The sequence below is a fragment of the Burkholderia sp. Bp9099 genome (genome assembly GCF_003857805.1).
Lineage (GTDB): Bacteria > Pseudomonadota > Gammaproteobacteria > Burkholderiales > Burkholderiaceae > Burkholderia.
In genome coordinates, this window is record NZ_QTPU01000004.1 from 275,213 (window position 1) to 294,258 (window position 19,046).

The 19,046-nt window shown below is 66.6% G+C and carries 16 protein-coding genes; 9 read left to right on the forward strand and 7 right to left on the reverse strand.

Annotated features, from left to right (window positions below; all coding sequences use genetic code 11):
- Positions 1–81: 81 nt before the first annotated feature.
- On the forward strand, positions 82–1,680 hold the full coding sequence (locus DIE17_RS06390; RefSeq protein ID WP_124523863.1) for a multicopper oxidase family protein: 1,599 nt from the start codon (positions 82–84) through the stop codon (positions 1,678–1,680).
- A gap of 179 nt (positions 1,681–1,859) precedes the next feature.
- On the opposite strand, the gene DIE17_RS06395 is transcribed toward DIE17_RS06390, so the two are convergent.
- Positions 1,860–2,063 (reverse strand): cold-shock protein, encoded by a 204-nt coding sequence (locus DIE17_RS06395; protein ID WP_004196460.1) that lies wholly within the window; start codon positions 2,061–2,063, stop codon positions 1,860–1,862.
- A gap of 56 nt (positions 2,064–2,119) precedes the next feature.
- Positions 2,120–2,320: a hypothetical protein gene (locus DIE17_RS37300; RefSeq protein WP_185641051.1), complete on the reverse strand. Its 201-nt coding sequence runs from the start codon at positions 2,318–2,320 to the stop codon at positions 2,120–2,122.
- A gap of 289 nt (positions 2,321–2,609) precedes the next feature.
- Here DIE17_RS37300 and clpS point away from each other — a divergent pair, with 289 nt between their 5' ends.
- The 4 genes from clpS to DIE17_RS06420 all read left to right on the forward strand — a co-directional run bounded on the left by clpS (position 2,610) and on the right by DIE17_RS06420 (position 7,627).
- Positions 2,610–2,924, forward strand: a complete 315-nt coding sequence (gene clpS / locus DIE17_RS06405; protein WP_006398529.1) for an ATP-dependent Clp protease adapter ClpS — start codon at positions 2,610–2,612, stop codon at positions 2,922–2,924.
- Entirely contained in the window at positions 2,921–5,221 is a 2,301-nt protein-coding gene (gene clpA, locus DIE17_RS06410; RefSeq protein ID WP_044845584.1) for an ATP-dependent Clp protease ATP-binding subunit ClpA, read from the forward strand. Before clpS ends, clpA begins: the two co-directional genes overlap by 4 nt.
- Before the next feature lie 103 nt (positions 5,222–5,324).
- Complete coding sequence (locus tag DIE17_RS06415; protein ID WP_124486988.1) at positions 5,325–6,704, forward strand: amino acid permease; 1,380 nt, start codon at positions 5,325–5,327, stop codon at positions 6,702–6,704.
- A gap of 152 nt (positions 6,705–6,856) precedes the next feature.
- On the forward strand, positions 6,857–7,627 hold the full coding sequence (locus DIE17_RS06420) for a membrane protein (RefSeq protein ID WP_044845586.1): 771 nt from the start codon (positions 6,857–6,859) through the stop codon (positions 7,625–7,627).
- Positions 7,628–7,690: 63 nt separating this feature from the next.
- Here the strand turns inward: DIE17_RS06420 and dut are convergent, their stop codons facing one another.
- The 5 genes from dut to DIE17_RS06445 form a co-directional block, all read right to left on the reverse strand.
- Positions 7,691–8,137, reverse strand: coding sequence for a dUTP diphosphatase (gene dut, locus DIE17_RS06425; RefSeq protein WP_124486989.1), 447 nt, complete (start codon positions 8,135–8,137; stop codon positions 7,691–7,693).
- A gap of 55 nt (positions 8,138–8,192) precedes the next feature.
- The gene (gene coaBC / locus DIE17_RS06430; protein ID WP_124486990.1) at positions 8,193–9,404 is read right to left on the reverse strand and encodes a bifunctional phosphopantothenoylcysteine decarboxylase/phosphopantothenate--cysteine ligase CoaBC; all 1,212 of its coding nucleotides are present in this window, start codon (positions 9,402–9,404) and stop codon (positions 8,193–8,195) included.
- A 67-nt stretch (positions 9,405–9,471) separates the two neighbouring features.
- Positions 9,472–9,972, reverse strand: coding sequence for a signal peptidase II (gene lspA, locus DIE17_RS06435; protein WP_124523865.1), 501 nt, complete (start codon positions 9,970–9,972; stop codon positions 9,472–9,474).
- 2 nt (positions 9,973–9,974) lie between these two features.
- A complete protein-coding gene (gene ileS, locus DIE17_RS06440; RefSeq protein WP_124523867.1) occupies positions 9,975–12,812 on the reverse strand; it encodes an isoleucine--tRNA ligase in 2,838 nt (945 codons plus the stop codon).
- A 102-nt stretch (positions 12,813–12,914) separates the two neighbouring features.
- Positions 12,915–13,907 (reverse strand): bifunctional riboflavin kinase/FAD synthetase, encoded by a 993-nt coding sequence (locus DIE17_RS06445; protein WP_044845591.1) that lies wholly within the window; start codon positions 13,905–13,907, stop codon positions 12,915–12,917.
- Positions 13,908–14,029: 122 nt separating this feature from the next.
- Here DIE17_RS06445 and purN point away from each other — a divergent pair, with 122 nt between their 5' ends.
- From purN to DIE17_RS06465, 4 genes are all read left to right on the forward strand, one after another.
- Positions 14,030–14,692: a phosphoribosylglycinamide formyltransferase gene (purN, locus tag DIE17_RS06450; protein ID WP_124486992.1), complete on the forward strand. Its 663-nt coding sequence runs from the start codon at positions 14,030–14,032 to the stop codon at positions 14,690–14,692.
- Positions 14,689–15,954: an RsmB/NOP family class I SAM-dependent RNA methyltransferase gene (locus DIE17_RS06455; protein ID WP_044845593.1), complete on the forward strand. Its 1,266-nt coding sequence runs from the start codon at positions 14,689–14,691 to the stop codon at positions 15,952–15,954. The genes purN and DIE17_RS06455 overlap by 4 nt, the downstream gene beginning before the upstream one ends.
- Before the next feature lie 18 nt (positions 15,955–15,972).
- Positions 15,973–17,355: a mechanosensitive ion channel family protein gene (locus DIE17_RS06460; RefSeq protein ID WP_124523869.1), complete on the forward strand. Its 1,383-nt coding sequence runs from the start codon at positions 15,973–15,975 to the stop codon at positions 17,353–17,355.
- Between the two features lie 221 nt (positions 17,356–17,576).
- On the forward strand, positions 17,577–18,773 hold the full coding sequence (locus DIE17_RS06465; protein ID WP_124523871.1) for an acyl-CoA desaturase: 1,197 nt from the start codon (positions 17,577–17,579) through the stop codon (positions 18,771–18,773).
- Positions 18,774–19,046 lie beyond the last annotated feature (273 nt).

Here is a 19,046-nt window from a genome sequence, read left to right on the forward strand (position 1 = left end):
TCGCACGGGCGCTTCCCCGTGCCGGCACGCGCGCAGGTCGCGACGGCCGCGCGATGCAGCACGAATAACGAGGAACGATTGATGATACGGAGAACCTTCCTGTCGCACGCCATCGGTGTCGCGGCCGCTTCGCTGTTTGCGCGCGCCGCATGGGCGCAGCATGCCGGTCACGCGGGCATGGCCGGCATGGATCAGATGGACGACATGCCGGGCATGTCGGGAATGGCGGACCACGCGCAGCACGCGAAGCCGGCGCCGGCCGCGCTCGCCGCGGCCGATGCCCTGCCGGCCGGCACGCCGCTCGCGTCGCTGCGCATCCTGGCAAACGAAAGCCGCGAACCTGGCACGTTCCGCGCGACGCTGGTCGCGCAGCCGGTCGCGCGTGCGATGCTGCACGGTGCGCGTCCGACGACGTTCTGGCAGTTCGGCGCGGACACGCAAGGGCCCGTCGTCGGCCCGCTGATCGACGTGCGCGAGGGCGACACGGTCGAGATCCGCTTCGTGAACAAGCTGCCGCAACCGTCGACGATCCACTGGCACGGGCTGCCGGTGCCGCCCGACCAGGACGGCAATCCGTCCGATCCGGTCGCGCCGGGCGCGTCGCATGTGTACCGCTTCACGCTGCCGAAGGGCAGCGCCGGCACCTACTGGTATCACCCCCATCCGCACATGATGACGGCCGAACAGGTATTCCGCGGGCTTGCGGGGCCCTTCATCGTGCGCGCCGCCGACGACCCGCTCGCCGGCTGGCCCGAGCGCAACCTGTTCGTATCCGACCTGAAGCTCGCGCGCGACGGCACGATCCCGCCGAACGACATGATGGACTGGATGAACGGCCGCGAAGGCCAGTTCGTGCTGGTCAACGGGGCGCGCCGGCCGCAGATCGACGTCGCGGGCGACGAGCGCTGGCGCGTGTGGAACGCATGCAGCGCGCGCTACCTGCGCGTCGCGTTCGACGACGGCCGCGCGTTCGAGCAGGTCGGCACCGACGGCGGGTTGTTCGACGCGCCGCGCCGCGTGACGTCGCTGCTGCTCGCGCCGGGCGAGCGTGCGGAACTGCTGGTGCGCGCCGGCGACCGCGCGTCACGCGCGGTGCTGCAGGCGGCCGAATACGACCGCCGCAAGATGGCAATGTCGCACGACGGCGGCCACGGCAGCCTGCCGCCAGATCCGGCGCTGGCGCTCGCCGATGTCGCGTTCGCGCCTGCAGCGGCGCGCGCGCTGCCCGCGACGCTGCGCAGGGTGCCCGCGCTCGGCGAGCCGGTCGCGCAGAAGACGATCGAGTTCGGCGAAAAGATGGACATGGACGCGATGATGAAAGGGCCGGCACACGGCCGCCCGGCGGGCATGCGCTTCATGATCAACGGTGCGACCTACGCGCCGCATCGCGCGACGCTGACCAGCCGCCGCGGCGACGTCGAGCGCTGGACCCTGCGCAACGCCACCGACATGGATCACCCGTTCCACTTGCATGGCACGCAATTCCAGGTGATCGAGCGCGCGTCGGACGGCACGCGCACGAGCGAACCGTTCCGCGCATGGCGCGATACCGTCAACGTGCGCAGCGGCGAGACCGTGACGCTACTCGTCACGCAAGACATGCCCGGCGAGCGCATGTTTCATTGCCACATTCTCGAACACGAGGATCTCGGCATGATGGGCACGCTGAAGGTCGTGTAACGGATATCGAATATGTTTCACGCGCATGACGGCATTCGATCTGCGCGTGCAACAAGACAATACGTGTTCGATTATCGGGATTGAACGAAAAGGCCGGCCAATCGAATTAACGAGTGGCCGGCCTGAAAAAAAAAGAAACCCGGCGCAATGCCGGGTTTCTTCGTCTGATATCCGGTGCCTTACGCGGCCTGGATGTTCGACGCTTGCTTGCCCTTCGGCCCTTGAACGACCTCGAAGCTCACCTTCTGGCCTTCCTTCAGGGTCTTGAAGCCCTGCATGTTGATGGCCGAGAAGTGCGCAAACAGATCTTCACCGCCCTCGTCGGGAGTGATGAAACCGAAGCCCTTCGCGTCGTTGAACCACTTAACGATACCAGTTGCCATTTCCTACTTCCCCTGTCACACAGTCGCTGCTACTTACCACGAGCACGCTCGAAAAGCTAAACGACCGGAAAATACAGCCGTTCCCCCCTCACAAGCTCACCTTCGGCCTCTTTCATTTCGCCAACCGGCGAGTTGAAAAAAGTGCCAGCTTGATTGTTGGCGCTCTTTATTTGAGTGTCAAGGGGAATTTTTAGACGTTTAGAGGGACGTTGTAAAGAACCCATTTTCAGGGTTTTTCCGGCTTTGCTTTGCAGCATCCCGTCGAGCGCGCGGACTTGAAAAGACGCATAATCGGCTCATATACCAGGCTCGAGTGACACGCGATCGAGTCGTCCCGGCTTGTGGGATACTGGACGCGGATGCGACGTCCGGTGCAGTTTCCCCCTGACGGTTCGTGTTCCGCGCCACGCGTGAAAGCCGGCACCGCAGCCGGCTTTCGTATGGTGCGAAGACGATCGCGGGTCGTCGGGAACCAGGGAGGGCACCGGCCGGTCGGTCGGGTAACGGCAGGATTGCGGGCCTGTCCGAGTTGTTTAGAATGGGTGTATGGCGATTATCCCGGACAAGCAGGACAGCACCGTCCTGGAACGCAAGCAGCAGAAGCTCAAGCCGCCTTCGATGTACAAGGTGGTGCTGCTGAACGACGACTTCACGCCGATGGAGTTCGTCGTGATGGTCGTACAGGAGTATTTCAAGAAGGATCGCGAGACGGCCACGCAGATCATGCTGAAGGTCCATCGCGAAGGGCGAGGGGTTTGTGGGGTCTATACGCGGGACATCGCGTCGACCAAGGTTGAGCAAGTCGTTACCCATGCGCGGCAGGCCGGGCATCCGCTGCAGTGCGTGATGGAGGAAGCATGATTGCCCAGGAATTGGAAGTCAGCCTGCACATGGCGTTCATGGAAGCACGCCAGGCGCGCCATGAGTTCATTACGGTCGAGCATCTGCTGCTGGCCCTGCTGGATAATCCGACGGCAGCCGAGGTGTTGCGCGCGTGTGCGGCCAACATCGAGGACTTGCGTCAGAACCTGCGCAATTTCATCCACGACAACACACCTACCGTCCCGGGCACCGACGATGTCGATACCCAGCCGACGCTCGGTTTCCAGCGCGTGATCCAGCGCGCGATCATGCACGTCCAGTCGACGTCGAACGGCAAGAAGGAAGTGACCGGCGCGAACGTGCTGGTCGCGATCTTCGGCGAGAAGGATTCGCACGCGGTCTACTACCTGCAGCAGCAGGGCGTCACGCGCCTGGACGTCGTGAACTTCATTTCGCACGGCATCGCGAAGACGAACGGCGGCGAAGCCGCGAAGTCGTCCGACGCGAACGCGGAAAGCGAAGACGCGAATGCGCAGAAGGAAACCCCGCTCGCGCAGTTCACGCAGAACCTGAACCAGATGGCGAAGGACGGCCGCATCGATCCGCTGATCGGCCGCGAGCCCGAGGTCGAGCGCGTCGTGCAGGTGCTGTGCCGCCGTCGCAAGAACAATCCGCTGCTCGTCGGCGAGGCCGGCGTCGGCAAGACCGCGATCGCGGAAGGGCTCGCCTATCGCATCACGCGCGGCGAAGTGCCGGATATCCTCGCGAACGCGCAGGTGTATTCGCTCGACATGGGCGCGCTGCTTGCGGGCACCAAGTATCGCGGCGACTTCGAGCAGCGTCTGAAGACGGTGCTGAAGGAGCTGAAGGAACGGCCGCACGCGATCCTGTTCATCGACGAAATCCACACGCTGATCGGCGCGGGCGCCGCATCGGGCGGCACGCTCGACGCGTCGAACCTGCTGAAGCCGGCGCTGTCGTCGGGCACGCTCAAGTGCATCGGCGCGACCACGTTCACCGAGTATCGCGGCATCTTCGAGAAGGACGCGGCGCTGTCGCGGCGCTTCCAGAAGGTCGACGTGACGGAGCCGACCGTCGAGCAGACGGTCGCGATCCTGCGCGGGCTGAAGTCGCGCTTCGAGGAGCATCACGGCGTCAAGTATTCGTCGGGCGCGCTGTCGGCCGCGGCCGAACTGTCGGCGCGCTTCATCACCGACCGTCACCTGCCGGACAAGGCGATCGACGTGATCGACGAAGCGGGTGCCGCGCAGCGCATCCTGCCGAAGTCGAAGCAGAAGAAGACGATCGGCAAGAGCGAGATCGAGGAAATCATCTCGAAGATCGCGCGCGTGCCGGCGCAGAGCGTGTCGCAGGACGATCGCAGCAAGCTGCAGACGCTCGATCGCGACCTGAAGAGCGTCGTGTTCGGCCAGGATCCGGCGATCGACGCGCTCGCCGCGTCGATCAAGATGGCGCGCGCGGGCCTCGGCAAGATGGACAAGCCGATCGGCGCGTTCCTGTTCTCCGGCCCGACCGGCGTCGGCAAGACCGAAGTGGCGCGCCAGCTCGCGTTCACGCTCGGCATCGAGCTGATCCGCTTCGACATGTCGGAATACATGGAGCGTCACGCGGTGAGCCGGCTGATCGGCGCGCCGCCGGGCTACGTCGGGTTCGACCAGGGCGGCTTGCTGACCGAAGCCGTCACGAAGAAGCCGCACTGCGTGCTGCTGCTCGACGAGATCGAGAAGGCGCATCCGGACATCTTCAACGTGCTGCTGCAGGTGATGGACCACGGCACGCTGACGGACAACAACGGCCGCAAGGCGGATTTCCGCAACGTCATCATCATCATGACGACGAACGCGGGCGCCGAGTCGATGCAGAAGGCGACGATCGGCTTCACGACGCGCCGCGAAACGGGCGACGAGATGACCGACATCAAGCGCCTGTTCACGCCGGAGTTCCGCAACCGTCTGGACGCGATCATCAGCTTCCGCTCGCTCGATGAGGAAATCATCATGCGCGTGGTCGACAAGTTCCTGATCCAGCTCGAGGAGCAGCTGCACGAGAAGAAGGTCGACGCGCTCTTCACCGACGCGTTGCGCAAGCATCTCGCGAAGCACGGCTTCGACCCGCTGATGGGGGCGCGGCCGATGCAGCGGCTGATCCAGGACACGATCCGTCGCGCGCTGGCCGACGAGCTGCTGTTCGGCAAGCTCGTCAATGGCGGCCATGTGACGGTCGACGTGGACGAAAACGACAAGGTGCAGTTGTCGTTCGACAAGCTGGCGAATCCGCCGCACAAGCCGAACGAAGAGGCGGTCGAAGTCGAGTAAGCGATAATTCGTGGTTCATGCGAACGGCGCGGGAAGTTCTCCGCGCCGTTTCGTTTTATCTGGCGCCGGTGGCGCGATGGCGGTGCAGGGGAGTGGTAACGCAGTGACACAACAACAACGATCGTTCGACAACATCGTCGCGCGCGAACAAGGCTTGCGCCATGCGCTGACGTCCGGGCAGATGGCGATGATCGCGATCGGCGGCGCGATCGGCACGGGGCTGTTCCTCGGCAGCGGGTTCGCGATCGGGCTCGCCGGCCCGAGCGTGCTGGTTTCGTACGCGATCGGCGCGCTGATCGCGCTGCTGCTGATGGGCGCGCTCGCGGAAATGACGGTCGCGCATCCGACGGCCGGTTCGTTCGGCGCGTATGCCGAGCACTACGTCGGCCCGCTCGCGGGCTTTCTCGTGCGCTATGCATACTGGTTCGCGGTAGTGTTCGCGATCGGCACCGAGATCAGCGCGATCGCCGTCTTCATGAAGTACTGGTTTCCGGCCGTGCCCGGCTGGTATTGGGTGATCGGCTTCTCCGCGCTGCTGATCGCGGTGAACCTGGCGAGCGTCACGCTGTACGGCTCGGTCGAATACGCATTCTCGCTGCTGAAGATCGCGGCGATCGTCGTGTTCATCGTGCTCGGCGCGTATCTCGTGTGGTCGGCGCCGGCGGCTTCCGGCATCGGCTTCGCGAACTACACCGCGCATGGCGGCTTCATGCCGAAAGGGCCGTGGGGCACCTGGGTCGCGGTGATCGTCGCGATCTTCAGCTACATGAGCATCGAGGCGGTCGCGATCGCGGCCGGCGAGGCGCGCGATCCGCAGCACGCGGTCACGCGTGCGTTCCGCTCGACGGTGTTCCGGCTCGTGCTGTTCTACCTGCTGACGCTGTCGCTGATGCTCGCGATCGTGCCCTGGACCCAGGCCGGCACCGACGAAAGCCCGTTCGTGAAGGTGATGGCCGCGACGCACGTGCCGTATGCGGCCGGCGTGATCAACTTCGTGCTGCTGATCGCGGCGCTGTCGGCGATGAACAGCCAGCTCTACGTGACGACGCGGATGATGTTCAGCCTGTCGCGCGCGCGGCTCGCGCCGGCGGTGTTCGGCCGGCTCGGCAGCAACGGCGTGCCGCGCGCGGCGCTGTGGATCTCGACCAGCGGCGTCGCGGTCGCGGCCGTGCTGGTCGCGCTGTCGCCCGACACCGCGTTTACCGTGATGATGGCGATCGCGATGTTCGGCGCGCTGTTCACGTGGATGATGATCTTCGTCACGCATCTGCGCTTTCGCGCGCGGTACCGCGGCCCGGCGCTCGCGTTCCGGATGTGGGGACACCCGTTCGGCAGCCTGCTCGGTGCCGGGCTCGTCGGCGCGATCCTGCTGACGACCGCGTTCACGCGCGAATTCCGGATGACGATGGTGGTCGGCGTCGTGTTCGTCGTGCTGCTGACGCTCGCGTACGCGCTGCACTATCGGCACCAGCACGCGCGCTGACGCGTGCGTTCCCGCCGCGGGGCTGCGGCCCGCGCGGCATCGCAACGCCCGCCGCGCTAAGGTTCCGTTAAGCCGGCGGCGATTACATTCGAACCTGTCCGCGATCCGGGCCGGCGCACGCCAGCCCGGCGCCATCTGTAAAAGGGGTTCGAATGAACAAACTTCCCGAAATCACGCTCGCGTTCTGGATCATGAAGATCTGCGCGACGACGCTCGGCGAAACCGGCGGCGACCTGCTCTCGATGACGCTGAACGTCGGCTATGCGGTGAGCTCGATCCTGCTGTTCGGTTTCTTTCTCGTCACGCTCGGCGCGCAGCTCAGGACGACGCAATATCGCCCGGCGATCTACTGGGCCGTGATCGTCGCGACGAGCACGGCGGGCACGACGATGTCAGACTTCATGGACCGCACGCTCGGCCTCGGCTATGCGGCCGGCTCGTCGATTCTCGTCGCGATCCTGCTGGCGATCTTCACGGTGTGGCGCCTGAGCGGCGAATCGCTGTCGGTCGACCTGATCCGCACGCGCAAGGTCGAGCTGCTGTACTGGATCGCGATCCTGTTCTCGAACACGCTCGGCACCGCGCTCGGCGATTTCCTCGCGGACAGCTCGGGCCTCGGCTTTGGCGGCGGCGCGCTGCTGATCGGCGGGCTGCTCGCGGCGATCGTGCTCGCGCACTACTTCACGCGCATTTCCGGCGTGCTGCTGTTCTGGGCGGCGTTCGTGCTCACGCGTCCGTTCGGGGCGACGGTCGGCGACCTGCTGACGAAACCGGTCGCCAAGGGGGGACTCGCGCTCGGCACGGTCGGCTCGTCGGCGGTGCTGCTCGGCGTGCTGGTCGCGCTGGTGATCTACGCGAGCATCGCGCAGGCGCGGCGCCGCGAACTCGTACCCGCGCGGATCGCGCAGACGGCCGAGCGGTGAGCGCAGTCGCACCGAATCGGAAAAAGGAAAGGGGCCGCGAGGCCCCTTTTTGCGTTGCGCCGTTCAGTGACGGCCGGTGCTGCCGAAGCCGCCTTCGCCGCGATCGCTTTGCGCGAAGTCGTCGACGATGTTGAACTGCGCCTGCACGACCGGCACGATCACGAGTTGCGCGAGCCGCTCGAACGGGTTCAGCACAAACTCGGTCTGGCCGCGGTTCCACGTCGACACCATCAGCTGGCCCTGGTAGTCGGAATCGATTAGGCCGACGAGGTTGCCGAGCACGATCCCGTGCTTGTGGCCGAGGCCCGAGCGCGGCAGGATCAGCGCTGCGTAGCCGGGGTCTTCGAGATGGATCGCGAGGCCCGTCGGAACCAGCGTCGTTTCGCCCGGCTGCAGCGTGACGGGCGCGTCGAGACACGCGCGCAGGTCGAGGCCCGCGCTGCCGGTGGTCGCGTAGGCGGGCAGGTAGTCGCGCATGCGCGCGTCGAGAATCTTCAGGTCGAGTTTCATGCGGTCGTCGAATCGGTCGGGAAGGGCGCGGCGGCGCGGGCCGCCGCGCGGGTAATCAGATCAGGCGGTTGTCCGGCAGGCGCTTCGCGATTTCCGCGACGAGCACGTGCGCGAGTTCGTCCTTCGGCGCGCGCGGCAGGCGCGTGAGGCCGGCTGCCTCGAACAGCACGACTTCGTTGTCGTCGCGGCCGAACGTCAGCGGGCCGAGGTTGCCGACCAGGAGCGGCACGTTCTTGCGCTTGCGCTTCTCGTCGCCGTGCACGTCGAGGTCGCCGCTTTCGGCCGCGAAGCCGACGCAATACGGCGGATCGGGTAGCGCCGCGACCGACGCGAGGATGTCCGGATTCTCGACGAACGCGAGCGCCGGCATCTTGCGGTCGGCCGTCTTCTTCATCTTGTGCTCGGCCGGCTGATCGACGCGCCAGTCGGCGACCGCGGCCACCGCGATGAAGATGTCGGCGTCGGCTACCGCCTGCATCACCGCGTCGTACATCTGCTGCGCGGTCTGCACGTCCTGGCGGTACACGCCCCACGGCGTGTCGAGCGCGACCGGCCCCGCGACGAGATGCACGTCGGCGCCGGCCTGCTGCGCGGCGCGCGCGAGCGCGAAGCCCATCTTGCCGCTCGAGCGGTTCGTGAGGCCGCGCACCGGATCGAGCGGCTCGAACGTCGGGCCGGCCGTGATCAGCACGCGGCGGTGCGCGAGCACCTTCGGCGCGAAGTGCGAGACGATCGCCTCATAGATCGCCTCCGGCTCGAGCATGCGGCCGTCGCCGACTTCGCCGCACGCCTGCGCGCCCGAATCGGGGCCGAGCACCGACACGCCGTCGGCGCGCAGTTGCGCGGCATTGCGTTGCGTGGCCGGGTTCTGCCACATCTGGCGGTTCATCGCGGGCACGACGAGCAGCGGACAGTCGCGCGCGACGCACAGCGTCGACAGCAGGTCGTCCGCGAACCCGTGCGCGAGCTTCGCGAGGAAGTCCGTCGACGCGGGCGCGATCACGATCGCGTCGGCTTCGCGCGACAGGTCGATGTGCGCCATGTTGTTGCCGATGCGCGCGTCCCACTGGCTCATGTAGACGGGCCGGCCGGACAGCGCCTGCATCGTGACGGGCGTGATGAACTGCGTGGCGGCTTCGGTCATCGCGACCTGCACGGTCGCGCCTGCCTTCGTCAGCAGCCGGGTGAGCTCGGCGATCTTGTAGCAGGCGATGCCGCCCGTCAGGCCGAGAACGAGGTGTTTTCCTGCGAGTTCTGCGTGTGCCAACTCAGGCCTCCAAGGGTCAAACGGAACGGCCGGCGCGAAGCCGGCCGTGGCCACCGAGTATGCGCGCTCAGCGCGAGCCGCGCACGCGACGCAGTTCGTCGTAGATCAACAGCACCGCGCCGATCGTGATCGCGGAATCGGCGAGGTTGAACGCCGGGAAGTGCCAGTCGCCGAGGTGGAAATCGAGAAAGTCGATCACGTGGCCGTAGATCAACCGGTCGATCACGTTGCCGAGCGCGCCGCCGAGGATCAGCGCGAGCGACACGCTGAACAGCCGCTGCTGGCCGTGGCGCTTCAGCAGGAAGCAGATCACGAGCGTCGCGCCGACGCCGAGCGCGGTGAACGCCCAGCGCTGCCAGCCGCTCGCGGTCGACAGGAAGCCGAACGCGGCGCCGCGGTTGTACACCAGCACGAGGTTGAAGAACGACGTCAGCGCATGCTGCGCGCCGTACGCGAACGTTTTCAGGATCGCGATCTTCGACAGCTGGTCGAACAGGATCACGATCAGCGAAATGCCGAGCCAGGGCGCGAGCGCGCCGCTGGCCGGTTTCGACAGGGTTTTCGCCATATTTACGCAGCGCTCCGGATTTCGCCGTTTTCAAACAGGTTCGAGAAGCAGCGGCCGCACAGCGTCGGATGATCGGCGTGCGCGCCGACGTCCTCGCGGTAGTGCCAGCAGCGTTCGCACTTCTGGTATTTGGACGCGGCCACGTCGACGCTTTCCTGCGCTTCGTCGTCGACCTTCACGACCGTTGCCGCCGACGTGATCAGCACGAACTTCAGGTCGTCGCCGAGGCTCGTCAGCGCGTCGTAGCGCGCGCCGCTCGCATGCACGGCCACTTCGGCCTGCAGCGACGAGCCGATGCGGTTCGCGGTGCGGGCTTCCTCGAGCGCCTTCGTCACGTTGCCGCGCACGTCGCGCAGCAGCGCCCACTTCTCGATCAGCGCGGCCGCGCCGGCGACTTCCGGATACGCGTAGTAGGTTTCCGTGAACACGGTGTCGCTGGCCGGCTGGAACACCTTCCACGCTTCTTCCGCGGTGAACGACAGGAACGGCGCGAGCACGCGCAGCAGCCCGTGCGTGAGGTGGTACAGCGCGGTCTGCGCGGAGCGGCGTGCGCGCGAATCGGCCGCGCTCGTGTACAGGCGGTCCTTCAGCACGTCGAGGTAGAAGCCGCCGAGGTCTTCCGAGCAGTACGTCTGCAGCTTCGCGACGACCGGGTGGAATTCGTACTTCTCGTAGTGGCCGAGCAGTTCCGTCTGCAGTTGCGCGGAGAACGCGACCGCGTAGCGGTCGATCTCGAGCCATTCGTCGACCGGCACCGCGTGCTGCGCGAAGTCGAAGTCCGACAGGTTCGCGAGCAGGAAGCGCAGCGTGTTGCGGATGCGGCGATAGCCTTCGGTCACGCGCTTCAGGATTTCCTCGGAGATCGCGAGTTCGCCCGAGTAGTCGGTCGACGCGATCCACAGCCGGATGATTTCCGCGCCGAGACGGTTCGCGACTTCATGCGGGTCGATGCCGTTGCCGAGCGACTTGCTCATCTTGCGGCCTTCGCCGTCGACCGTGAAGCCGTGCGTGAGCAGGCCCTTGTACGGCGCGCGGCCGTCGATCATCGATGCGGTCAAGAGCGACGAGTGGAACCAGCCGCGGTGCTGGTCCGAGCCTTCGAGGTACAGGTCGGCCGGGAACTGCAGCTGATCCTTGTGCGAGCCGCGCAGCACGTGCCAGTGCGTCGTGCCCGAGTCGAACCACACGTCGAGCGTGTCGCGGTTCTTTTCGTACAGGTTCGCGTCGTCGCCGATCAGCTCGCGCGGATCGAGCGTCTGCCACGCCTCGATGCCCGACTGCTCGACACGCTTCGCGACTTCCTCGAGCAGTTCGAGCGTGCGCGGATGCAGCTCGCCGGTTTCCTTGTGCACGAAGAACGCCATCGGCACGCCCCATTGGCGCTGGCGCGACAGCGTCCAGTCGGGACGGTTCGCGATCATGCTGAACAGGCGCTGCTTGCCCCACGACGGGTAGAACGCGGTGGCGTCGATCCCTTCGAGCGCGGTTTCGCGCAGCGTCTTGCCGCCGTCGCGCGGCGTCACGTCCATGCCGGCGAACCACTGCGACGTCGCACGGTAGATGATCGCCGTCTTGTGACGCCAGCAGTGCATGTAGCTGTGCTTGTAGTGCTCGCTGCGCAGCAGCGAGCCGGCCTCGCGCAGCGCGTCGACGACCTTCGGGTTCGCGTCCCAGATCGACAGGCCGCCGAACAGCGGCAGCGATTCGATGTAGCGGCCGTCGCCCATCACCGGGTTGATGATGTCCGAGTCGGTCATCCCGTGCGCCTTGCACGACTGGAAGTCCTCGATGCCGTAGGCGGGCGACGAGTGCACGACGCCGGTACCGGTGTCGGTCGTCACGTAGTCGCCGAGGTAGACGGGCGCGGTGCGCTTGTAGCCGGGGTGGGCCGATGCGAGCGGGTGGTGAAAGCGCAGGTTGGCGAGCTTCACGCCCGGCGCGGTCGCGACGACGCGGCCGGTCAGCTTGAAGTCGGTCATGCAGGCTTCGACACGCTCTTCCGCGATGATCAGCAGCCCGCGCTCGGTGTCGACCAGCGCGTAGACGATTTCCGGATGGAGGTTCAGCGCCTGGTTCGCGGGGATCGTCCACGGCGTGGTGGTCCAGATCACGATGCCGCCCTCGGCGCGCGGCAGTGCCGGCAGGCCGAACGCCTGCGCGGTCTTTTCCGGTTCCGCGAACGCGAACATCACGTCGATCGTCGGGTCGGTGCGATCCTTGTACTCGACTTCCGCCTCGGCGAGTGCCGAGCCGCAGTCGAAGCACCAGTTCACCGGCTTCAGCCCGCGATACACGTAGCCCTTCTCGATGATCTTGCCGAGCGCGCGGATTTCTTCCGCCTCGTTGACGAAGTTCATCGTCTTGTACGGGTTCGCCCAGTCGCCGAGCACGCCGAGACGCTTGAAGCCGACCTTCTGCTTCTCGATCTGCTCGGTCGCGTACGCGCGCGCCTTGCTCATCACTTCGGCCGCCGGCAGCGACTTGCCGAACTGCTTCTCGATCTGGATCTCGATCGGCATCCCGTGGCAATCCCAGCCCGGCACGTACGGCGCGTCGAAGCCGGCCATGTTGCGCGACTTGACGACGATGTCCTTCAGGATCTTGTTGACCGCGTGACCGAGGTGGATGTCGCCGTTCGCATACGGGGGGCCGTCGTGCAGGATGAACTTCGGCCGGCCCTGGCTGGCCGCGCGGATCTTCTCGTAGATGCCGCGCTCTTCCCATTCCTTGACCCACTGCGGCTCGCGCTTGGGCAGGTCGCCGCGCATCGGGAACGGCGTGTCGAGCAGGTTGACCGGATACTTGGCCTGCGGTTTCGAATCGGCTTTCTTGTTGCTCATGATGGGATCGCTATCTAAATCGGGGGACGCTCGTGCGTCGTGAATCGGGGATGCGCGCGGGTCGGCGGCGCGAGGGTGCGGCGCGGGGCGCCGCCGGCCGGATCAGCTAATTCGGTCGGTCGCCGAGGTCGAGAAGCCGGTCGTGCGGCTGCCCGGCGCGCGGTCGCGCTCGACGAAGTACGCACGTGCATTCGCGACGTCCAGCGCGATCGCGCGCGACAGCGCCTCGAGATCGTCGAACTTCGCCTCGTCGCGCAGCTTCTTCAGGAATTCGACGCGGATGAGTTTGCCGTACGCGTCGCCGTGCCAGTCGAGCAGGTGGACTTCGAGCAGCACGCGGCCGGAATCGTCGACGGTCGGGCGCAGCCCGAGGCTCGCGACGCCCGGCAGCGGGGCGGGGCCCAGGCCGTGCACCTGCACGACGAAGATGCCCGCGAGCGCCGGCCGCTTGTGCGCGATCGGCAGGTTCAGGGTCGGGAAGCCGAGGTCGCGGCCGAGCTTCAGCCCGTGCGCGACGTGGCCGCTGATCGCGTAACCGTGGCCGAGTGCCTGCGCGGCCGCGTCGAGATCGCCCGCCGCGAGCGCGGCGCGCACACCCGAGCTGGAGATGCGCGTGCCGTCGCTGCCGGCGACCGTGCCCATCTGCTCGACCTCGAAGCCGTACTGCTCGCCGGCCGCCTTCAGCGTGTCGAAGGTGCCCGCGCGCTTCGCGCCGTAGCAGAAATCGTCGCCGACCATCATCCAGCGCGTGTGCAGCCCGTTCACCAGCGTGCGCTCGACGAACGCCTGCGGCGACTGGCTTGCGAACGTATGGTTGAAGTGCTCGACGACGACGCGGTCGACCCCGTGCTCGCGCAGCGCTTCCAGCTTGTCGCGCAGCATCGCGATGCGCGGCGGCGCGCCGGCCGGGTTGAAGAATTCCCGCGGGTGCGGCTCGAAGGTCATCACGCACACGGGCAGGCCGCGCGCGTCCGCTGCCGCGCGCACGCGCGCGAGCAGGGCCTGGTGGCCGCGATGGACACCGTCGAAGTTGCCGATCGTCAGCGCGCACGGCGCGCGGCTCTCGGCGTTGGGCAGGCCGCGGAAGACTTTCACGATAGCGGATGCAGCGTCGGGGAATGGGCGGTGGGATGCCGCAAAGCAGAAGATTATAAACGTTCGGGCGGCCCGGCGGCCGAGAAGGGGGGAAACGCGGGGGCGAATGGTAAAATTCGCGGATGAAAAAACTCGTGATCCTGATTTCCGGTCGCGGCAGCAACATGGAGGCCATCGTCCGCGCGTGCGCGCAGGAACGCTGGCCGGCCGAGGTCGCCGCCGTGATCGCCAACCGGCCCGACGCGGCCGGCCTGGCTTTTGCCGCGTCGCACGGGGTGGCGACCGCGGTGGTCGACCATCGTTCGTTCGACGGCCGCGACAGCTTCGACGCGGCGCTCGCCGCCGAGATCGACCGCTTCGCGCCCGATCTCGTCGTGCTTGCCGGCTTCATGCGCATCCTTACGCCCGATTTCGTCAGACGATATGAAGGCCGGCTGCTGAACATCCACCCGTCGCTGCTGCCGAGCTTCAAGGGCATCCACACGCACCAGCAGGCGCTGGATGCCGGCGTCGCGCTGCATGGCGCGAGCGTGCATTTCGTGATTCCCGAACTCGACAGCGGTGCGATCGTCGCGCAGGGCGCGGTGCCCGTGCGCGCGGGCGACGACGCGGCCGCGCTCGCGCAGCGCGTGCTGACGGTCGAGCACGTGCTGTATCCGCGTGCGGTCCGCTGGTTCGTCGAGGGGCGCCTGCGCCTCGAGAACGGCAGGGCAGTGGTCGCGCCGGAAGAGGCGCGCTGGATTTTCGCGGATCAACCGCATACCGAAACGAGCGAGGGCGTATGAAGCTGCACGGATTCCTGATTGGCCAGACCGAGACCTTGCTGGCCGAGGTGCTGAAGTTCACCGGCCCCGCCGACGCGACGACGAGCCGGTTCTTCCGTGCGCACCCGAAGCTCGGCCACGCCGAGCGCGGCGTGATCGCCGAGGCGGTGTTCGCGGTGCTGCGCCGCAAGATGGAGTTCTCGCACCTCGCCGAGAGCGGCACGGGCAGCCCCGCGCGGCGCCTGACGCTGCTCGGCCTGATGCAGACGCTCGGCCGCAATGCGCTGAAGCCGTTCGTGTCGGACACCGAGGCCGCGTGGCTCGAGCACGTGTCGAAGATCGATCCGGCGAGCCTGCCGGTGCGCGTGCGCACCAACCTGCCCGACTGGATCTACCAGGCGCTGTCCGCCCGTTTCGACGCGGAGGAACTCGCGCAGCTCGCCGCCGCGCTGAACTACCCGGCGCCGCTCGACCTGCGCGCCAACGCGCAGAAGGCGACGCGCGACCAGGTGATCGACGCGCTGCGCGCGAACGGCATCGACGCGGGCGAGACGCCGTTCGCGCCGCAAGGCGTGCGCGTCGTCGGCAAGCCGGCGCTCACGCGTCTGAAGCTGTTCGAGGAAGGCCAGATCGAGGTGCAGGACGAAGGCAGCCAGCTGCTGTGCTCGCTGGTCGCGCCGCGCCGCGGCGAGATGGTCGTCGATTTCTGCGCGGGCGCCGGCGGCAAGACGCTCGCGCTCGGCGCGATGATGCGCTCGACCGGGCGCCTTTATGCGTTCGACGTGTCGGAAAAGCGCCTCACGAAGCTGAAGCCGCGCCTCGCGCGCAGCGGGCTGTCGAACGTGAACCCGGTGCTGATCGACAGCGAGCACGACGCGAAGATCAAGCGGCTCGCGGGCAAGATCGACCGCGTGCTGGTCGATGCGCCGTGCAGCGGCCTCGGCACGCTGCGCCGCAACCCCGACCTCAAGTGGCGCCAGACGCGGACGTCGATCGAGGAACTCACGCCGAAGCAGGCGTCGATCCTCGCGAGCGCCGCGCGTCTCGTGAAGAAGGGCGGCCGGCTCGTGTACGCGACCTGCAGCGTGCTCGACGCGGAAAACGAGGCGATCGTCGAGCAGTTCCTCGCCGACCATCCGGACTTCGTGCTGGTGCCCGCACAGAAGGTGCTGGCCGACCAGCGCATCGAACTCGAGACCGGCGACTACCTGTCGCTGTGGCCGCACCGCCATGCGACCGACGGCTTCTTCGCCGCGGTGCTGGAACGGCGCGCCGCGCAGTAACGGCGGGGCGCACGGACGATGGAGAATCTGCAGAACCGCCTGCTGTCGCACCGGCTCGCGTCGGTGATCCGCGACTTCAACCAGCCGGTGATGATCTGGCAGGCGGCGATCCTCGTCGGCGCGCTGTGTTTCGCATGGGTGGCCGCGCGCGTCGTGCACGGCCGCATCGACGCGCGCCGGCGCGCCACCGGCCGGATGCCGGGCGCCGGGGCGCAGAGCCTGAAGCGCGCGCTGTTCCCGCTGTTCGGCGGGTTGTTCGTGCTGGCCGCGCAGCTCGGGTTCGACCCGTTCATGTCGACGTCGCTGCTGTCGCTCGCGCTCGTGCCGCTGTTCGGCATCGGGCTGATCTACGTGCTGTTCTTCTTCGCGCGGCGCGTGTTCGCCCGCGACGGCCACACGCATGCGTGGCTGTCGATCGTCGAGAAGATCGTGTCGGTGATCGTGTGGGCGGCGATGGTGCTGACGGTGCTCGGGATCCAACGCGACGTGATCGCGTGGCTCGACAGCGTGCAGTTCCGCGTCGCGAATGCGCACCTCACGCTGCTGTCGGTGATCTCCGGCGCGCTATGGGTGTGCGTGACGCTGATGGTCGCGATGTGGCTCGGCTCGGTGCTCGAGGAGCGCCTCGCGCGCGCCACCACGCTCGACGCGAACCTGAAGGTCGTGATGTCGCGGATCGGCCGCGCGCTGCTCGTGTTCGCGGCGATCCTGATCGGGCTGTCGCTCGTCGGCATCGACGTGACGGTGCTCGGCGTGTTCGGCGGCGCGGTCGGTGTCGGCCTCGGCTTCGGGCTGCAGAAGATCGCCAGCAACTACGTGTCGGGCTTCATCATCCTGCTCGACCGTTCGCTGCGGCTCGGCGACGCGATCAGCGTCGGCGGGCTCCAGGGCGTCGTCACGCAGATCCGCACGCGCTATACGGTCGTGCGCGGCCTCGACGGCAACGAGACGCTGATCCCGAACGAGAAGCTGATCACCGACGTCGTGCAGAACCAGTCGTCGTACCTGACGCGCGGCTACGCGAAGGTCGCCGTGCAGATTGCTTATACCAGCGACGTCGAGCAGGCGCTCGCGGTGCTCGCGGAAGCCGCGAAGGGCGTGCCGCGCGTGCTCGCTGAGCCGGCGCCGACGCCGTATCTGGTCGGCTTCGGCGCGGACGGGATCGACCTGGAGCTCGGCTTCTGGATCGAGGATGCGGCGAAGGGCACGTCGGGCGTGCGTTCGTCGGTGAACCGCAACATCTGGCGGCTGTTCGGCGAGCACGGGATCTCGATTCCGTTCCCGCAGCGCGAAGTGCGCGTGGTCGGTTTGCCGGAGGGGTTCGCAGCGACCGGCGTGATCGCCGAGGGCATGCCCGTGGCCGATGGCCGATCGGTGGACGGGCGGGCGTCGGCCGCGTAGATGCGGCCGACGGCGCGAATCGGGCGGGCCCGCGGCCAGAACCGGATCGCGCGCCTTTCCCGGTCCGCCGATGGACTGTTTGCGTTGCGTCAAGACAAGAGAATATTCATTTTTTACAAAGACTTGGAACGGTTGAAGTAAAATTCCGGTCTACACGCGGTATGCTTTCATTTTTATGACGTCGGCCTGCGCCGGCATCGCTCTCACCACAGGTAACTGCCTTGTTGAATTCCCTGCTCGATTTTCTTTCCCACGGGCTCCTGCGCTTTTCGTGGTGGCAGGTCGCGCTGTTCGCGCTTGCCGTCACGCACGTCACGATCATCGGCGTGACGGTCTACCTGCATCGCTGCCAGGCGCACCGCGCGCTGGAGCTGCACCCGATCGCGAGTCACTTCTTCCGCGCCTGGCTGTGGATGACGACCGGCATGCTGACGGGCCAGTGGGCCGCGATCCATCGCAAGCACCACGCGAAGTGCGAAACCGAGGAAGATCCGCACAGCCCGCAGACGCGCGGCATCTGGAAGGTGTTCCTCGAAGGCGCCGAGCTGTATCGCGCGGAAGCGAAGAACGAAGAAACGATGCGCAAGTTCAGCCACGGCACGCCGAATGACTGGATCGAGCGCAACGTGTACTCGAAGTACCCGATCCTTGGCGTGAGCCTGATGATGGTGATCGACGTCGCGCTGTTCGGCGTGCTCGGCCTGACCGTGTGGGCCGTGCAGATGGTCTGGATTCCGTTCTGGGCCGCGGGTGTCGTGAACGGCTTCGGCCATTTCTGGGGCTACCGCAACTTCAACTCGGCCGATGCGAGCACGAACCTGTTCCCGTGGGGCATCGTGATCGGCGGCGAAGAGCTGCACAACAACCACCACACGTTCGCGACGTCGGCGAAGCTGTCGAACAAGTGGTACGAGTTCGACATCGGCTGGATGTACATCCGCATCATGTCGGCATTCGGTCTCGCGAAGGTGAAGAAGGTTGCACCGACGCCGCGCCTGAACAAGCCGAAGACGGTGCTCGACCAGGAAACGCTGCAGGCCGTGCTGTCGAACCGCTACGAAGTGATGGCGCGCTACGGCAAGGCCGTGAAGCGTGCCTATCGCCAGGAGCTCGCGCACCTGAAGGAACTCGGTTCGAGCGAGAAGTACCAGCTGATGCGCGGCGCGCGCAAGTGGTTCCACAAGGACGCCGACGGCCTCGACGAACCGCAGAAGAAGCTGCTGCCGGAGATCTTCGCGAACAGCCAGAAGCTGCACACGTACTTCCAGCTGCGCCAGGATCTGGCCGCGATCTGGGATCGCTCGACCGCTTCGCGCGAACAGCTGCTCGCGCAATTGCAGGATTGGTGCCATCGCGCGGAACAAAGCGGCATCAAGGCGCTGCAGGAATTCGCGACGCGCCTGCGTCGCTACGCCTGATTCGAAATCGATTAGAATCTCAGGACGTCACAAACCCCGCGTTGGCGGGGTTTTTTCATTTGGGCGGCCGGTTTTCGAAGGGCGACCGGAAGCGCCGGAATTCGTATGAGGCTCGGGGCAGCGCTGACGTGGCGCCCCGGAGCGAGCGCAGGGATGGCGCTGGAGCAAAAGCGCTAAAGTGCCAACTCGGGCCGACCGCGAAGCATGGGGCCGAGTAAGCGCTAAAGCGCTAACTCTGGCCGACCGCGAAGCATGGGACCCGAGTAAGCGCTA

Excerpts from the sequence above, each read along its gene's own strand:
- DIE17_RS06390 (WP_124523863.1), top strand. The coding sequence starts at position 82 with ATGATACGGAGAACCTTCCTGTCGCACGCCATCGGTGTCGCGGCCGCT.
- DIE17_RS06395 (WP_004196460.1), bottom strand. The coding sequence starts at position 2,063 with ATGGCAACTGGTATCGTTAAGTGGTTCAACGACGCGAAGGGCTTCGGT.
- DIE17_RS37300 (WP_185641051.1), bottom strand. The coding sequence starts at position 2,320 with ATGCTGCAAAGCAAAGCCGGAAAAACCCTGAAAATGGGTTCTTTACAA.
- clpS (WP_006398529.1), top strand. The coding sequence starts at position 2,610 with ATGGCGATTATCCCGGACAAGCAGGACAGCACCGTCCTGGAACGCAAG.
- clpA (WP_044845584.1), top strand. The coding sequence starts at position 2,921 with ATGATTGCCCAGGAATTGGAAGTCAGCCTGCACATGGCGTTCATGGAA.
- DIE17_RS06420 (WP_044845586.1), top strand. The coding sequence starts at position 6,857 with ATGAACAAACTTCCCGAAATCACGCTCGCGTTCTGGATCATGAAGATC.
- dut (WP_124486989.1), bottom strand. The coding sequence starts at position 8,137 with ATGAAACTCGACCTGAAGATTCTCGACGCGCGCATGCGCGACTACCTG.
- lspA (WP_124523865.1), bottom strand. The coding sequence starts at position 9,972 with ATGGCGAAAACCCTGTCGAAACCGGCCAGCGGCGCGCTCGCGCCCTGG.
- ileS (WP_124523867.1), bottom strand. The coding sequence starts at position 12,812 with ATGAGCAACAAGAAAGCCGATTCGAAACCGCAGGCCAAGTATCCGGTC.
- purN (WP_124486992.1), top strand. The coding sequence starts at position 14,030 with ATGAAAAAACTCGTGATCCTGATTTCCGGTCGCGGCAGCAACATGGAG.
- DIE17_RS06455 (WP_044845593.1), top strand. The coding sequence starts at position 14,689 with ATGAAGCTGCACGGATTCCTGATTGGCCAGACCGAGACCTTGCTGGCC.
- DIE17_RS06460 (WP_124523869.1), top strand. The coding sequence starts at position 15,973 with ATGGAGAATCTGCAGAACCGCCTGCTGTCGCACCGGCTCGCGTCGGTG.